This is a genomic window from Micromonospora sp. NBC_00362 (assembly GCF_026342155.1).
In the GTDB taxonomy this organism is placed as follows: domain Bacteria; phylum Actinomycetota; class Actinomycetes; order Mycobacteriales; family Micromonosporaceae; genus Micromonospora; species Micromonospora hortensis.
Genome location: NZ_JAPENH010000001.1, coordinates 3024932 through 3038918, shown reverse-complemented (window position 1 = coordinate 3038918; position 13987 = coordinate 3024932). Strand labels below are relative to the sequence as shown.

The 13987-nt window shown below is 71.0% G+C and carries 12 protein-coding genes; 9 read left to right on the top strand and 3 right to left on the bottom strand.

Going from position 1 to position 13987, the window contains the following annotated elements:
• The first annotated feature begins 225 nt into the window (after positions 1-225).
• From OG992_RS13735 to frr, 5 genes are all read left to right on the top strand, one after another.
• Positions 226-1452: a hypothetical protein gene (locus OG992_RS13735; protein WP_266303410.1), complete on the top strand. Its 1227-nt coding sequence runs from the start codon at positions 226-228 to the stop codon at positions 1450-1452.
• A gap of 492 nt (positions 1453-1944) precedes the next feature.
• Entirely contained in the window at positions 1945-2865 is a 921-nt protein-coding gene (rpsB, locus tag OG992_RS13730) for a 30S ribosomal protein S2 (RefSeq protein ID WP_238686875.1), read from the top strand.
• Positions 2866-2999: 134 nt separating this feature from the next.
• A complete protein-coding gene (gene tsf, locus OG992_RS13725; protein WP_091400300.1) occupies positions 3000-3827 on the top strand; it encodes a translation elongation factor Ts in 828 nt (275 codons plus the stop codon).
• A gap of 161 nt (positions 3828-3988) precedes the next feature.
• Positions 3989-4756, top strand: coding sequence for a UMP kinase (gene pyrH / locus OG992_RS13720; RefSeq protein ID WP_030487501.1), 768 nt, complete (start codon positions 3989-3991; stop codon positions 4754-4756).
• 84 nt (positions 4757-4840) lie between these two features.
• Entirely contained in the window at positions 4841-5398 is a 558-nt protein-coding gene (frr, locus tag OG992_RS13715; protein WP_203149044.1) for a ribosome recycling factor, read from the top strand.
• A gap of 52 nt (positions 5399-5450) precedes the next feature.
• Here frr and OG992_RS13710 read toward each other — a convergent pair whose 3' ends face one another.
• A complete protein-coding gene (locus OG992_RS13710) occupies positions 5451-5894 on the bottom strand; it encodes a hypothetical protein (RefSeq protein WP_238686874.1) in 444 nt (147 codons plus the stop codon).
• A 383-nt stretch (positions 5895-6277) separates the two neighbouring features.
• On the opposite strand from OG992_RS13710, the gene OG992_RS13705 reads away from it, so the two are divergent.
• The 3 genes from OG992_RS13705 (at position 6278) to OG992_RS13695 (ending at position 10123) form a co-directional block, all read left to right on the top strand.
• Entirely contained in the window at positions 6278-7666 is a 1389-nt protein-coding gene (locus OG992_RS13705; protein WP_238686873.1) for a phosphatidate cytidylyltransferase, read from the top strand.
• 104 nt (positions 7667-7770) lie between these two features.
• A complete protein-coding gene (rlmN, locus tag OG992_RS13700) occupies positions 7771-8928 on the top strand; it encodes a 23S rRNA (adenine(2503)-C(2))-methyltransferase RlmN (protein ID WP_266303409.1) in 1158 nt (385 codons plus the stop codon).
• A 31-nt stretch (positions 8929-8959) separates the two neighbouring features.
• Entirely contained in the window at positions 8960-10123 is a 1164-nt protein-coding gene (locus OG992_RS13695) for a DivIVA domain-containing protein (RefSeq protein WP_238686871.1), read from the top strand.
• 87 nt (positions 10124-10210) lie between these two features.
• On the opposite strand, the gene OG992_RS13690 is transcribed toward OG992_RS13695, so the two are convergent.
• The gene (locus tag OG992_RS13690; RefSeq protein WP_091400308.1) at positions 10211-10432 is read right to left on the bottom strand and encodes a DUF2631 domain-containing protein; all 222 of its coding nucleotides are present in this window, start codon (positions 10430-10432) and stop codon (positions 10211-10213) included.
• 198 nt (positions 10433-10630) lie between these two features.
• Between OG992_RS13690 and OG992_RS13685 the strand changes: the two genes are divergently transcribed.
• Positions 10631-12211 carry a Rieske 2Fe-2S domain-containing protein gene (locus OG992_RS13685; RefSeq protein WP_266303408.1) on the top strand — a complete coding sequence of 527 codons (1581 nt, stop codon included), beginning with the start codon at positions 10631-10633 and terminating at the stop codon, positions 12209-12211.
• A gap of 105 nt (positions 12212-12316) precedes the next feature.
• Here the strand turns inward: OG992_RS13685 and OG992_RS13680 are convergent, their stop codons facing one another.
• The gene (locus tag OG992_RS13680; protein ID WP_266303407.1) at positions 12317-13912 is read right to left on the bottom strand and encodes an NAD(P)/FAD-dependent oxidoreductase; all 1596 of its coding nucleotides are present in this window, start codon (positions 13910-13912) and stop codon (positions 12317-12319) included.
• Between the last annotated feature and the right edge of the window lie 75 nt (positions 13913-13987).

Genomic DNA, 13987 nt, shown 5'->3' with positions numbered 1-13987 from the left:
CCGATCTTGCAGTTTCGGTAGTTGAAATGAGTGGTATGCCCCCTATGCCGGCACAGTAAGTGCAAGATCGCGCAAGATGGCCCACGCAATGGCGCTCACGAACAGGTGCCAGGTCTGTGGCCGTGCAACCGGTACTGAATCGTGCGACCGCGCTGGCTTGGTCGATTGACGGCGTCCGCCGGGCTGAAATGGCGCGGGCGTGGCCGGTCGCATACGGTGCCTGACGTGGACGGACGACGGAGTTTTCCGGAAGATCAGGAGTCGCGCTGGTACCCCGACGAGCGGGGTCGCGGTTACGGCGATTCGGAGTGGCGCGGCGCGGGCGAACCGCGGTACCGGGACGGCGAGATCCCCGAGCAGCGTGGTGCGGAAGACGGCCGCTCCGTCGAGGACACGGGAGTCGGCCGCCGCCGCGAGCCGGACTCGGGACGCTTCGGCGCCGTCGACGCGGGCCGCTTCGGTACGCCCGAGCCGGATTCGGGTCGCCTGAGCGCCGTGGACGGGGGTCGCTTCGGTGCGCCCGAGTCGGACTCGGGTCGCCTGAGTGCGGTGGACGCGGGCCGCTTCGGTACGCCGGAGTCGGACTCGGGTCGCCTGAGCGCGGTGGACGGGGGTCGCTTTGGTACGCCCGAGTCGGACTCGGGTCGCCTGAGCGCGGTGGACACGAGCCGCTTCGGTACGCCGGAGTCGGACTCGGGTCGCTTCGGCGCCCTGGACGATCAGACCGGTCGGTTCGGGGCGAGCGAGGCTGATTCGGGCCGTTTCGGCGCTGTCGACCCGTTGGGCGGCGCGCGGCCGGAGGCGGACGGTTACCGGGCCACCCGATCGCGTCGGGCGGACCGGGACCCGTCGGAGACCTCCGGTGAGCTGCCCGGACGCCGCGCCGCCCGCGAGACGGCCACGGCGGGATCTCCGGTGACCAGCGCGGCGCCGGAGACGTCCCGCGACAGCACGTCGACAGCGCCGGCCGGCGTGCTCGCCGACCAGGCTCGTCCCGCTCCGCTCGGTGGGTACCCGATCATCGAGCCGACCCGGGGTGGCGGCGACACTCCGCACCCGCTGGAGATGCCGACCGGTCCGATGCCCGGGATCGGCCCGCGACCCGACCTGCCCGCAGGTGAGCCGCCGGTGTATCCGCCGGCCGCCGACGGCGTCTATCGGACCCGTCGACCGGTGCTGGCCGTACTCTTCGCCCTGCTGGTGTTGGTCTTCGAGGTTCCCGCGTTGCGGGTGCTGCTGGCGGGCGTGACCGGCGACCCGGTGGACGCCGGGAACGTGGTGGCGGGTATCGCCCTGGTCGCCGGTCTGCCGATCTTCGCGACCGGGCTGTACGGGCTACGAACCGGAGGTCTGGCGCTCGCCGACAACGGTCGGGGCTGGTTGCGCCCACCGACGGCCTACCTGACCGTCGGCCTGGTGCTCTTCGTGGCCGCCGCGCTCGCTGCCGGCTGACCCGGCCCGGCCCGCCGGCCCGTCTGACCCGCCACCAGCCTGTCGCGCGCTGATGGTTCGGACAACAACCAGGAAATAGTGGCCTCCGGCGACGCGGAGGCCACTATTTCCACGAACCAGCGCGATCTTCCCGGCAACGCGCGCGATCAAGCAGGCGCGCGGGCGCGCCGGCGCGCGGCCAGGCGCGCGGGCGCGCGGCCGGGCAGGCGAGCGGCTGAGCGCGCGGGCGCGCGGCCGGGCAGGCGAGCGGCTGAGCGCGGAGCAGCACGCCGCGCGCACCCCGGGGCGGCTGAACGGGCGAAGGGCGTACACTGGCCAACTGGCGACCGCCTCGGCGGTCGACCTCGCGCGCCCTCTTCACGAATCGTCGTGGAGCGACGGCCTCCCTGGTCCCGATCTTGATCGGGTCCACCATGGGTCGGCGACCAGGCGCCAGGACGCCCGGCCACCGGCCGGGCGTGACAACCAGGGACCTTGAGGAGTACCCCAACCATGGCCGTCGTGACCATGCGTCAGCTGCTGGAGAGCGGTGTCCACTTCGGGCACCAGACCCGGCGCTGGAACCCGAAGATGAAGCGCTTCATCATGACCGAGCGCAACGGCATCTACATCATCGACCTGCGCCAGACCCTCGAGTACATCGAGAAGGCGTACGAGTTCGTGCGTGGGACCGTCGCCGAGGGTGGCAGCATCCTGTTCGTCGGCACCAAGAAGCAGGCCCAGGAGGCGATTGCCGACCAGGCGACCCGGGTCGGCCAGCCGTACGTCAACCACCGCTGGCTCGGTGGCATGCTGACCAACTTCCAGACCGTTTACAAGCGGCTCCAGCGGATGAAGGAGCTGGAGGGCCTGGGTGACCTCAGCGGCACTGCCGCCGGGTACACCAAGAAGGAGACCCTGCAGCTCTCCCGCGAGAAGATCAAGCTGACCCGCACCCTCGGTGGCCTGCGGGACATGCAGAAGCTTCCCGCCGCGGTCTGGATCGTCGACACCAAGAAGGAGCACATCGCCGTCGACGAGGCCCGCAAGCTGGGCATCCCGGTGATCGCGGTGCTGGACACCAACTGTGACCCGGACGAGGTCGACTTCCCGATCCCGGGTAACGACGACGCGATCCGCTCGGCGGAGCTGCTGACCAAGGTCGTCGCCGCCGCCGTCGCGGATGGTCTGATCGCGCGTTCCGGCCGTCGCCGGGGCAACGACGAGAAGCCCGAGGGCGTCGCGAGCGACGAGCCGCTGACCGAGTGGGAGCGCGAGCTGCTCGAGCCGAAGAAGGCCGACGAGTCGGCCGCTCCGGCCGCCGCGGCCGCGCCGGCCGAGCAGCCCGCCGCTGCCGCCGCCGAGCAGCCCGCCACCCCGGAGCAGCCGGCGCAGGCCGCCACCGAGCAGCCGGCGGCCGCCACCGCGGAGTGATCGCACCGTCGCTGCCCCGCCGTCCGTTTTCGCGAACGGCGGGCAGCGACGGTACGCCGGGCACGATCCGCCCGGATCCGGGTAACCGGCACCTCTGACCATCCACACGCCGTCTCAACACCGAAGAGAGAGCCATGTCCCAAATCACCGCCGCGGACGTCAAGAAGCTCCGCGACCTCACCGGCGCCGGCATGATGGACAGCAAGAAGGCGCTGACCGAGGCCGAGGGCGACTTCGACAAGGCCGTCGAGATCCTGCGCGTCAAGGGCGCCAAGGACGTCGGCAAGCGGGCCGGCCGTACGGCCGCGAACGGTCTGGTCGCCCACTCCGGCAAGGCGCTGCTCGAGCTCAACTGCGAGACCGACTTCGTCGCCAAGACCGAGTCGTTCATCGCGCTGGGCCAGCAGCTGGTCGAGCACGGTGAGCGCGCCGGCGTGAACTCCGCCGAGGAGCTGCTCGCCAGCGAGCTCGACGGCAAGGTCATCGCGGACCTGATCCAGGAGCAGTCCGCCAAGATCGGCGAGAAGCTGGTACTCAACCGGTTCGCCCGGGTCGAGGGCACCACCGCCGTCTACCTGCACCGCAAGGCCCAGGACCTGCCGCCGGCCGTTGGCGTGCTGGTGTCGTACACCGGCAAGACCGACGAGGCCGGCGACGCCGACGCCCGGGGTGTTGCCATGCAGATCGCCGCGATGCGGCCGAAGTACCTCACCCGGGACGAGGTTCCGGCTGAGGTCGTCGAGTCCGAGCGGCGCATCGCCGAGCAGACCGCCCGCGAGGAGAACAAGCCTGAGGCGGCTCTGCCGAAGATCATCGAGGGTCGGGTCAACTCCTTCTTCAAGGACTTCGTCCTGATCGAGCAGTCGTCCGTCTCTGACAACAAGAAGTCGGTGAAGCAGCTGCTGGCCGAGGCCGGCATCGAGGTCACCCGCTTCGTGCGGTTCGAGGTCGGCCAGGCCTGAGCCGCCACCGGGCGCCGCTGGCGCCCGTGGGCAGGAGACATCAACGAGGAGGCCGCCGGTGTACGTGACAGGCACCGCGGCCTCCTCGTCACATAGGGTCGGCAGCGGCAGGTTCGCGGTACGCGCCGCACGGGGCGTGCGCGTGGGGAAGGGCGGGGCGGATGACGCAGGTTGTGAGTGACCGGACGCTGGAGCTGGATGATCCGACGGCACCGCCGCCGGGGCGTGCCCGCCGGGTGGTGCTGAAGCTCTCCGGTGAGGTCTTCGGTGGCGGCGCGATCGGCGTCGACCCGGACGTCGTCCAGGCCATCGCCCGGCAGATCGCCACAGTGGTCCGCCGCGGCGTGCAGGTCTCCGTGGTGGTCGGCGGAGGCAACTTCTTCCGCGGCGCGGAGCTGCAGAAGCGTGGGATGGACCGGGCCCGCGCCGACTACATGGGCATGCTCGGCACCGTGATGAACTGCCTCGCGCTCCAGGACTTCCTGGAGAAGGAGGGCATCGAGACCAGGGTGCAGAGCGCCATCACGATGGCCCAGGTCGCCGAGCCGTACATCCCGCTGCGGGCCATCCGGCACCTGGAGAAGGGCCGCGTGGTCATCTTCGGCGCGGGCGCCGGAATGCCGTACTTCTCCACGGACACGGTGGCCGCCCAGCGGGCGCTGGAGATCCGGGCCGACGTGGTGCTGATGAGCAAGAACGGCGTGGACGGCGTCTACACCGCCGACCCGCGGATCGACCCCACCGCCAGCAAGCTCGACTCGATCACCTTCTCCGAGGCGCTGCGCCGCAACCTGCGGGTGGCCGACGCGGCGGCGTTCAGCCTCTGCATGGAGAACGGCCTGCCGATGCTGGTCTTTGGCGCGCAGGGTGACGACACCATCATCCGCGCGGTGGGTGGCGACAAGATCGGCACCCTGATCACCGCCTGAGTCCCGCCGACCGGCGACGACGACAGCGGGTCTGACGACTTTCAGCAGAGCCCACCACGAGCACAGAAGGAGGCGAGGAGACCGGTGATCGACGACACCCTCCTCGAGGCCGAGGAGAAGATGGAGCGTGCGGTCGAGCACGCCAAGGAGGAGTTCGGCGCCATCCGTACCGGTCGCGCCAACGCCGCCATGTTCTCCAAGGTCATCATCGACTACTACGGCACGCCCACGCCGCTGACGCAGATGGCGTCCATCGCGGTCCCCGAGCCGCGGATGGCCATCATCAAGCCGTACGACAACTCGCAGATCAACGCCATGGAGAAGGCGATCCGCGACTCGGACCTCGGGGTGAACCCGAACAACGAGGGCAACCAGCTGCGCATCCTGCTCCCGCAGATGACCGAGGAACGGCGCCGCGACATGATCAAGGTGGCTCGGCACAAGGGCGAGGAGGCCAAGGTGGCGATCCGCAACGTCCGCCGCCGTGGCAAGGAAGAGCTGGACCGGATCGTCAAGGACGGCGAGGCCGGCGAGGACGACGGTCGCCGCGCCGAGAAGGAACTCGACGACCTGACCCAGCGGTACGTTGCCAGCGTCGACGACCTGGTGAAGCACAAGGAAACCGAACTGCTCGAGGTGTGACCCATGCTGCGAGGCTCGTTCCCGACGTCGGGAACGAGCCTCGTTCCATAGGTCAGCAGGGGATCCAGACGGTCCTGGTGCTCTCGGCGAACTGCTCGCCGGTGTCCCAGTCGCGCAGCGAGAAGTGGGCGGTGGCCCGGCCGGGGTGCAGCGCGGGAGCGATCCGGGCGAACCCCATCCCGAGTTCGACGGTGCCGCCGTCGCAGAGGATCTCGCCGGCGCCGTGCCCCCCGGTGGCCCACAGGGTCGGCAGGCCGTCCTGCACCAGCGAGGCCGACATGAGGACCATGCCGGCCGGGCAGTTGCGGGCGGTGGCGGTGACCCCTGCTGCCGGGTACGTCACTCCCGGCTCGCCGACGGGCGGCTCGAACGGGTACAGCTCGCTGGTGTGGCGGTCGATGGTGATCCTGGTCCGTGCCGTGGTGGCGGCGGCCGGTGACCCTGCTCCCAGGACCATGGCGGCCACCGTCAACACCGCGAGACCGAACGTGTACATGTGAGTGCCCTTCCCCCGTTGCGGAGCGCGGGCTGGCGCCGGCGCGGCACCAGCGGACCACGCCGGGGCGGGTTCGCTCAGTACTCGATCGCGCACCGGACGAGTCGGATCGACGGCTGCGGATTACCTGTGGTCTGCCGTACCGGATGGGTGTGTGTCGCTGGCCGCAGGGCCGGCGGCGCCGGGTGGCGTCCGTGGGCGTGCCTCGTCCGCCGTGCCGATCCGGCGTGTGCAGTAGGCTCGGCAGGATTCCCGGCCACCGGGTGGTGAACACCGGGGATCGACCGACCGTCGGGGCGGTCAATCCGAGGAACATCGCACGTGTAGGGGATGCTTGTGGTCTTGCGTCATGTGGTGGTTCTCGTGCCGCTTCGCGGTGCGTGATGTCCCACCCCGACCCCTACGGCAGCGAGCCTCGCGGCTGGGACAGGCCGGAGCGCCCGGTGGCGCTGCCCTGGCCGGACCAGGAGCTGGAGGCAGGCCAGTGGAGCCGCCGTCCGGCCGCCGGCCCTGAGCTGTACGCCGACCCGCACGCCCGGCCGTACGCCGATCCGCATCCCGCGGACCCGTACGACGAGCGTGGCCGCCCGGCCCGCCCGGACGACCGCTTCGACGACCGGGACCGGCACGATCGTTTCGACGACCGGGACCGGCACGTCGACGACCGCAACCAGCCCGACCGGTACGACGACCGGGGTCGCGGTGACCGTTACCCGGACCGACCTCCCACGGGGGAGGGGCCGCCCCGGTACGACGGCCCGGACCGCGGGCGCTTCGACGAGCCGAGCCGTCTCGACGGCCCTCCCGCCCGCTTCGACGACCCGGGGTACCCGACCGAGCAGCTCGCGCCTGTCCGGGCCGACGTGGTGCCGGACGAGGCTCCGACGACGGGTCGACGGTCGAAGGGGCGACGTCGGGCCAGCCTCGACCGACCGGCCACCCAGCAGGTGGGCACCGGACGGGCCGGGCGTAACCTTCCCGCGGCGATCGGGGTCGGGCTCGGCCTCGGCGCGCTGATCGTGGTGCCGCTGCTGGTCTATCCGTTGGCCTTTCTGCCGGTGATCGCCGCCGCGGTCGCCATCGGCATGTGGGAGATGGCCCGCGCGGTACGGCGCAGCGGCGCGCACCCGCCACTGGTGCCACTGATCGCCGGCGGCGTGTTGACAGTGGGTCTGGCCTGGTACGCCGGCCCGGACGCGCTCAGCCTGGGGCTGCTGGTCACCGTGCTGGGCACCATGATCTGGCGGTTGGGTGACGGGCCGGCCGGCTTCCAGCGGGATCTCACCGCGGCCACCCTGATCGCCGTCTACGTGCCGTTCCTCGCCGGTTTCGCGGCGTTGCTGGCGGCGGCCCCCGGCGATGGCCACCTGCGCATCCTGGCCACGCTGATCGGGGTGGTCCTCTCCGACACCGGTGGCTACGCGGCCGGGGTCTCCTTCGGCCGTCACCCGATGGCCCCGTCGATCAGCCCGAAGAAGTCCTGGGAGGGCTTCGCCGGCTCGGTCACCGCGGCGGCCCTGGGTGGAGCGTTGCTGCTGTGGCTGATGTTCGAGGTTGCCCCCTGGTGGGGCGCGCTGTTCGGGGTGGCCGTCTCGTGCGCGGCGGTCCTCGGTGACCTGGCCGAGTCGATGATCAAGCGGGATCTCGGCGTGAAGGACATGAGCAACCTGCTGCCCGGCCACGGCGGTCTGATGGACCGACTGGACTCGATCCTGTTCGCGGTGCCGACGGCCTACCTGCTGTTGGCGATCTTCGTGCCGGTGGTGGGCTGAGGTATGAATCACGGCGACCTGGTCCTCCGGCTCCGGCGGTCGCGGCCCGTTCGACACCTCCGGACCGGCAGCCGCCGCCGACGGCGTGACACACTGGACCAGCCATGACGAGCCTGCCCTTGATCCCCGCCATCTCGGTCGCCCCCGCCGCGCGCCGGGCCTCCATGCCCCCTCAGCACCTCGCTGACCTGGACCTGGCCGGCCGCCAGGCGTTGGTTACCGGGCTGGGTGAGCCGGCCTTCCGCGCCAAGCAGGTCTCCAACCACTACTTCGGGCGGTTGGTCCGCGACCCGCAGGCGATGACCGATCTGCCAGCGGCGACCCGGGAGCGGCTGGCCGACCAGTTGCTGCCGACGTTGCTCCACCCGGTGCGCGAGCTGGCCTGCGACGACGGCGCGACCCGCAAGGCGCTCTGGCGGCTGCACGACGGTGCGATGGTGGAGAGCGTGCTGATGGGTTACCCGGACCGGGTGACCGTCTGCATCTCCAGCCAGGCGGGTTGCGGCATGGCCTGTCCGTTCTGCGCGACCGGCCAGGCCGGGCTGACCCGCAATCTGTCGACGGCGGAGATCGTCGACCAGGCGGTGTACATGGCCGGGGTGGCGGCCTCCGGCGTGGTGGCGGGTTCCCCGCCGAGGCTGTCGCGCGTCGTCTTCATGGGCATGGGCGAGCCGCTGGCCAACTACAACCGGGTGATCGCGGCGATCCGTCGGCTGGTCAGCCCGGCTCCGGAGGGGCTCGGCCTGTCCCAGCGGCACATCACCGTTTCCACGGTCGGCCTGGTTCCGGCCATCCACCGACTGGCCAGCGAAGACCTCTCAGTGACCCTTGCGTTGTCGTTGCACGCGCCCGATGATGATCTGCGCGACGAACTCGTGCCGGTAAACCAGCGCTGGAAGGTAGCCGAGGTGCTGGACGCAGCGTGGGACTACGCCGCCCGGACGGGCCGCCGCGTGTCGATCGAGTACGCGATGATCAAGGACGTGAACGACCAGCCGTGGCGAGCCGACCTGCTCGGGCGGCTGCTGGCCGGCAAATTGGCCCACGTGAACCTCATTCCGCTCAATCCGACGCCGGGCAGCCGCTGGGACGCGAGCCCGAAGCCGGTCGAGCGGGAGTTCGTCCGGCGGTTGCGCGACGCCGGGGTGTCCACCACAGTTCGGGACACCCGAGGTCGCGAGATCGACGGCGCGTGTGGCCAGCTTGCCGCCGCCGAAGACAACGACACCAACACCGACCGCGCCGGAGAGGCACCGGCGTGACCGGGCGTGGCGAACGAGACCAGGAGACATAGTGGCGAGTCAGGGTCAGCGTTTCCGGCGCAAGGCGCTCCGCCGGGGATACAAGGTCGACGAGGTGGATGCCTTCCTCGACCGGGTCGAGGCGACGCTCGACGGCCGGCAGGTCGGTGCCCCGGTGGCCTCCCAGGAGGTTCATGACGTCGTCTTCCGGGTCCGCTTCAACGGCTACGACGAGTGGCAGGTCGACCTGCACCTGGACCGGGTCGAGCGGCAGCTGGCCGAGCTGGAGGAGCGCAACAGCGCGGGGCGCGGTGGCGACCCCCGGATGGGTGACCGGATGGGCCCACCGGACCGGATGGGTCCGCCGATGCGTGACGACCGGGGCATGGTCCCGCAGCCGATGCCGCCCCGGCCGATGCCCGCGCAGGCCGGCCCGCCCTACGGCCGCTACGACGAGCCGACCGGTGCCTTCGCCGGTGGGTACGACGCCCCCCGCGGCGGTGGTTACGACGCGCCACGTGGCCCGGCCGGCCCGCCGATGGGTCCCGGTGGCCCGATGGGCCCCGGCCCGATGGGTGGCCACGGCATGCCGCAGCGCGGCCTGCCCGCCGGTCCGAGCGGGTACGGCCCCCCGGACGACCAGCGCTCACCCGCTGGCTACGGCCAGGATGACCAACGCGGTGGGTACGGCCCCGACGACCAACGCGCGCCCGGCGGTTATCCGCCGCCGCCGGAGGAGCCGCGCTTTGACGGCTTCGAGGCTGGGCGGCACGGTCGCGCCGACATGACGGCCGAGATCCGGATGCCGGAGCGGGATCTGCGCGACATGCGCCGTGGTCCGGCCGGTCCGCCTCCGCTGCCGCAGCAGGGCATGGGTGGCCCGCCGATGGCCGGTCCGCCGGCGGTGGCCGGCCCGCCGATGGGTGGCCCGCCGATGGGCGGTCCGCCGATGGCCGGTCCGCCCGGCAGCGACCTGTACCGGGTCGACCAGATCCGCCGTAGCTTCCAGGTGCGCCGGTTCGGCAGCGGGTACGACCCCGACCAGGTGGACCGGTTCTTCGACACCCTGCTCGGTGGCATGCAGCGCCGCAACCCGATGCCGGTCGACCCGAAGGACCTGGACACGCTCCGGTTCGGCCTGGTGCCGGGTGGCTACTTCGAGGCCGAGGTCGACGCCGCGCTCAAGGACGTGCAGGACATCCTCTTCGGGCGCTGACCCCGAGGCGATACGGACGAGGGCCCGTCCCCCGGGTGGGGGCGGGCCCTCGGCGTACGTCGGCCGGTCGTCCGGCGGTGGGTAGGGTCAGGAGCGCAGACCGCTGCGCCGCAACACGACGTCGCCGATCACGATGATCAGCAACAGCGCGGCCAGGCCGATCAGCCAGATGTCCTCGACCCTGCCCTCGTGGTTGCCGCAGATCATCGCCAGCAGCGCCAGTGCGGACAGCACGGCGCCGATCTGCCCGGCCTTGCGGTGCCCGGGCTTGTGCTGGTCTGGCGACGTTACCGGCTCGCTTCCTGCCACTGTCGGTCCTTCCCTCGCGATCGGATCTTTGGTTAGTCTGGCACGCCTCGTACCCGGTGCGGTGGGGTGGGGGTTTCCTGGCCATCGGCCCTGCCCCACCTGGGCTGGACGGCACTACCGGCGTCGCGGGGCGGCGGTCAGACCCGCTCCGGTAGCGTTTGGCGTACACCTGATTGTCTGTTTGAGGGGGACTGTGCGGTGCGAGTGACCGGAACCGGGCACGCCAGCATGCGGATCGACACGGCCGCGGGCAGCATCCTGTGCGACCCGTGGGTGAATCCGGCCTACTTCGCGTCGTGGTTCCCGTTCCCGGACAATTCACTGCTGGACTGGGAGAGCCTGGGTCAGGTCGACTACCTGTACGTCTCCCACCTGCACCGGGACCACTTCGACGCGAATCACCTGCGCGACTTCGTCTCCAAGGACGCCACCGTCCTGCTCCCCGAGTTCCCCACCTCGGAGATGGAGGACGAGTTCCGGGCGCTGGGCTTCACCAAGTTCCTGAAGGCGCCCAACGAGCAGGTGGTGGAGCTGCCCGGCGGCCTGAAGATCATGATTCAGGCGTTGACCAGCCCGACCGACGGGCCGATCGGCGACTCGTCGCTCTGGGTCGAGTACGAGGGTGTGCGGCTGCTCAACCAGAACGACGCCCGCCCCACCGACCTGAGTGTCTTCGCCGAGCTGGGGCACGTGCACGCGCATCTGCTCCAGTTCTCCGGTGCGATCTGGTACCCGATGGTCTACGAACTGCCGCAGGCGGCGAAGACCGCGTTCGGCAAGCAGAAGCGTGACCGGCAGTTCGACCGGACCTGGCGCTACATCGACGACCTGAAGGCGTCGCACGTCTTCCCGATCGCCGGCCCGCCGTGCTTCCTCGACGACGCCCTGTGGCAGTTCAACGACATCCACGGCGACGAGGGCAACATCTTCCCCGACCAGTCCGTCTTCCTCTCGGAGTACGCCAAGGTCGGCGGCACCAACGGGATCGTGTTGCTGCCGGGCAGCGTCGCCGAGGTCACCACCGAGGGCGCGAGCACCACCCACCCGGTGCCGGTGCAGGAGTTCTTCGCGAACAAGGTCGCGCACCTGGAGGAGATGCGGGAGCGCAAGCGCCCGATCATCGAGGCGGAGAAGGCGTCCTGGCGGCACCCCGAGGTAAACGTGCTCGGCGAGATGAAGCGTCGGATCGAGCCGCTGCTCGACGAGTCGATCTACCTGGCCAAGGGAGTCGGCGGCCCGGTCCGTTTCGACCTGGTGGGGTATGACGGCGAGAGCGTCGAGTCGATCGTTGTGGACTTTCCCGGCAAGGAGGTCCGGCCGTACGCGGACGAGAAGGTGCGCTACCGGTTCCGGACCGAACGGTCGCTGATCGAGCACCTGCTCTTCATCGACGAGGTGGACTGGGTCAACTCGCTCTTCCTGTCCTGCCGGTTCTCGGCGGCCCGGATCGGCCAGTACAACGAATTCGTCTACGCGTTCTTCAAGTGCCTCTCCGAGGAGCGGCTCCAGTACGCCGAGGGCTGGTACGACGAGCACGAGCGCAGCACCGACGCCGAGGACATCACGTTGGGCGACTGGGTGGTGCAGCGGCGGTGCCCGCACCTGAAGGCGGACCTGACCCGCTTCGGCATCGTCGACGGTGACCAGCTCACCTGCCAGTTGCACGGCTGGCGCTTCGACCTGCCCAGCGGCCGCTGCCTAACGAGCGTCGGCCACAAGGTGCGAGCCCACCGAGTAGACGCGGAAACCCCCGCCCCCGCCGGCGAGGCCGTGATCTGACCCGCCCGGTTGATCATGAAGTTATTGTCACGACACGCCGCCACGGCGGGCAATAACTTCATGATCAACGGGGGCCGGGGCCGGGGCCGGGGCCAGGGTTAGGGGTTAGGCCGACAGGTCGGTGAGGATGCGGCGGGCGGCGTTGTGACCGGCCGCGCCGATGACGCTGCCGGCCGGGTGGCAGCCGGCGCTGCCGGCGTACACACCGTCGACGCCGGTGGCGTAGGGCATCCGGTCGGTGAACGAGACGGTGTTGTCGACGTGGTGGATGTGCCCGCCGGTGATGCCGAAGTGCTCCTCGATGCCGGGCGGCGGCAGCGGCACCGCGTCGGCGATCAGGTCGGTGGTGCCGGGGGCGTACCGCTCGACGATCCCGAGCAGCCGGTCGACGTACCCGGGCAGCTCCGCGTCCCAGGTGGTGCCGGCCAACTCGTAGGGGACGGACTGGACGAAGAGCGCCGACGAGTGGTGCCCGGCGGCGTCGGAGAGCGACGGGTCGACTGTGGTGTGCAGGTACCACTCGACGGTGGGCTCCGCCGGCAGCAGCCCGGCCTGCACGTCTGCCCACATGGCGCGCAGCGCGGTCATCGGCGAGGTCTCCGCTCCGCCGACCAGCGACGCCGACCCGGGCAGCAGGTGGATGGTCGAGCCGAACGGGCTCGGCGTGCCGTCCGGCAGGCAGGAGAACCGCGGCAGCCCGGTGAGCGCCAGGTTGAGCTTGAGGGTGGTGCCGGGCCGGCGGACCGCCGCCATCCGTTCGCCGAGCCGCGCCGGGAGCGCGCCGTCGGGCAACAGGTCCATCAACCGGTACGGGTCACAAGCGCCGAGCACCACTCGCGCGGCCACCTCCCGACCGTCAGCGAGCACCACTCCGCTCGCCGCGCCGCCGTCCACTGTCACCGCGTGCACCGGCGTACCGGTCAGGATTGTCGCTCCGGCAGCGCGGGCGGCCTCGGCGAAGGTCCGGGAGACGGTTCCCATCCCACCCTCGGCGATCATCCAGGTGCCGCCGGAGCCGGGCAGTCGGCACATGTTGTGCACCAGGAAGTTGTGGCCGGTGCCGGGATCGTCCGGGCCGGCGTTGAGCCCGGACAGGCCGTCGGTGACCGCGTACATGCTGACCAGCAGCTCGGAGCGGAACTCGAACCGGGCCAGGTAGTCGGCGACCGAGCCCTGCACGAGGTCGACGAAGACCTGGCGCAGCGCCGGGCGGACGTGCCGCTCGGCGGTCTCCTGGACGCTCAGCGGCTCGGCCAGCCAGGCCGGGGCGAGGTCGTCCCGCAGCGCGGCCAGCTCGGCCTGCATGGCGTCGTCGGCGGCCACGTCGGCGGGGGAGAAGAACTCGGCGAGCTGCGCCCGGGTGGCGGCGGTGTCACTGCCGAAGAGCAGGTACGGCGAGCCGAGGCCGCCCGGGGTGGGGAGGAAGTAGTGCGGGTCGCGGCGCAGCACCGGGATCCGGACGTCGAGCGTGGCGAGCAGTTCCGGGGGCATCAGTCCGAGCAGGTACGACCCGGTGGAGTGGCGCAGCCCCGGCACCTTCGGGAACGGGTTCTCGGTGCGGGTCGCGCCGCCGATGACGTCGGCGGCCTCCAGCACGAGGACGTCCAGGCCGGCGCGGGCCAGCAGTACCGCGGAGACCAGACCGTTGTGCCCGGCACCGACGATCACGACGTCGGCGCGGGCCGGAATCTCACTGCTCATGCCGCGGCAGCCTAGTCCGCCCCACCAGCCCAGGTCACCCCTTCCACTCCCACCCACCCACCCCCCACCCCCGCC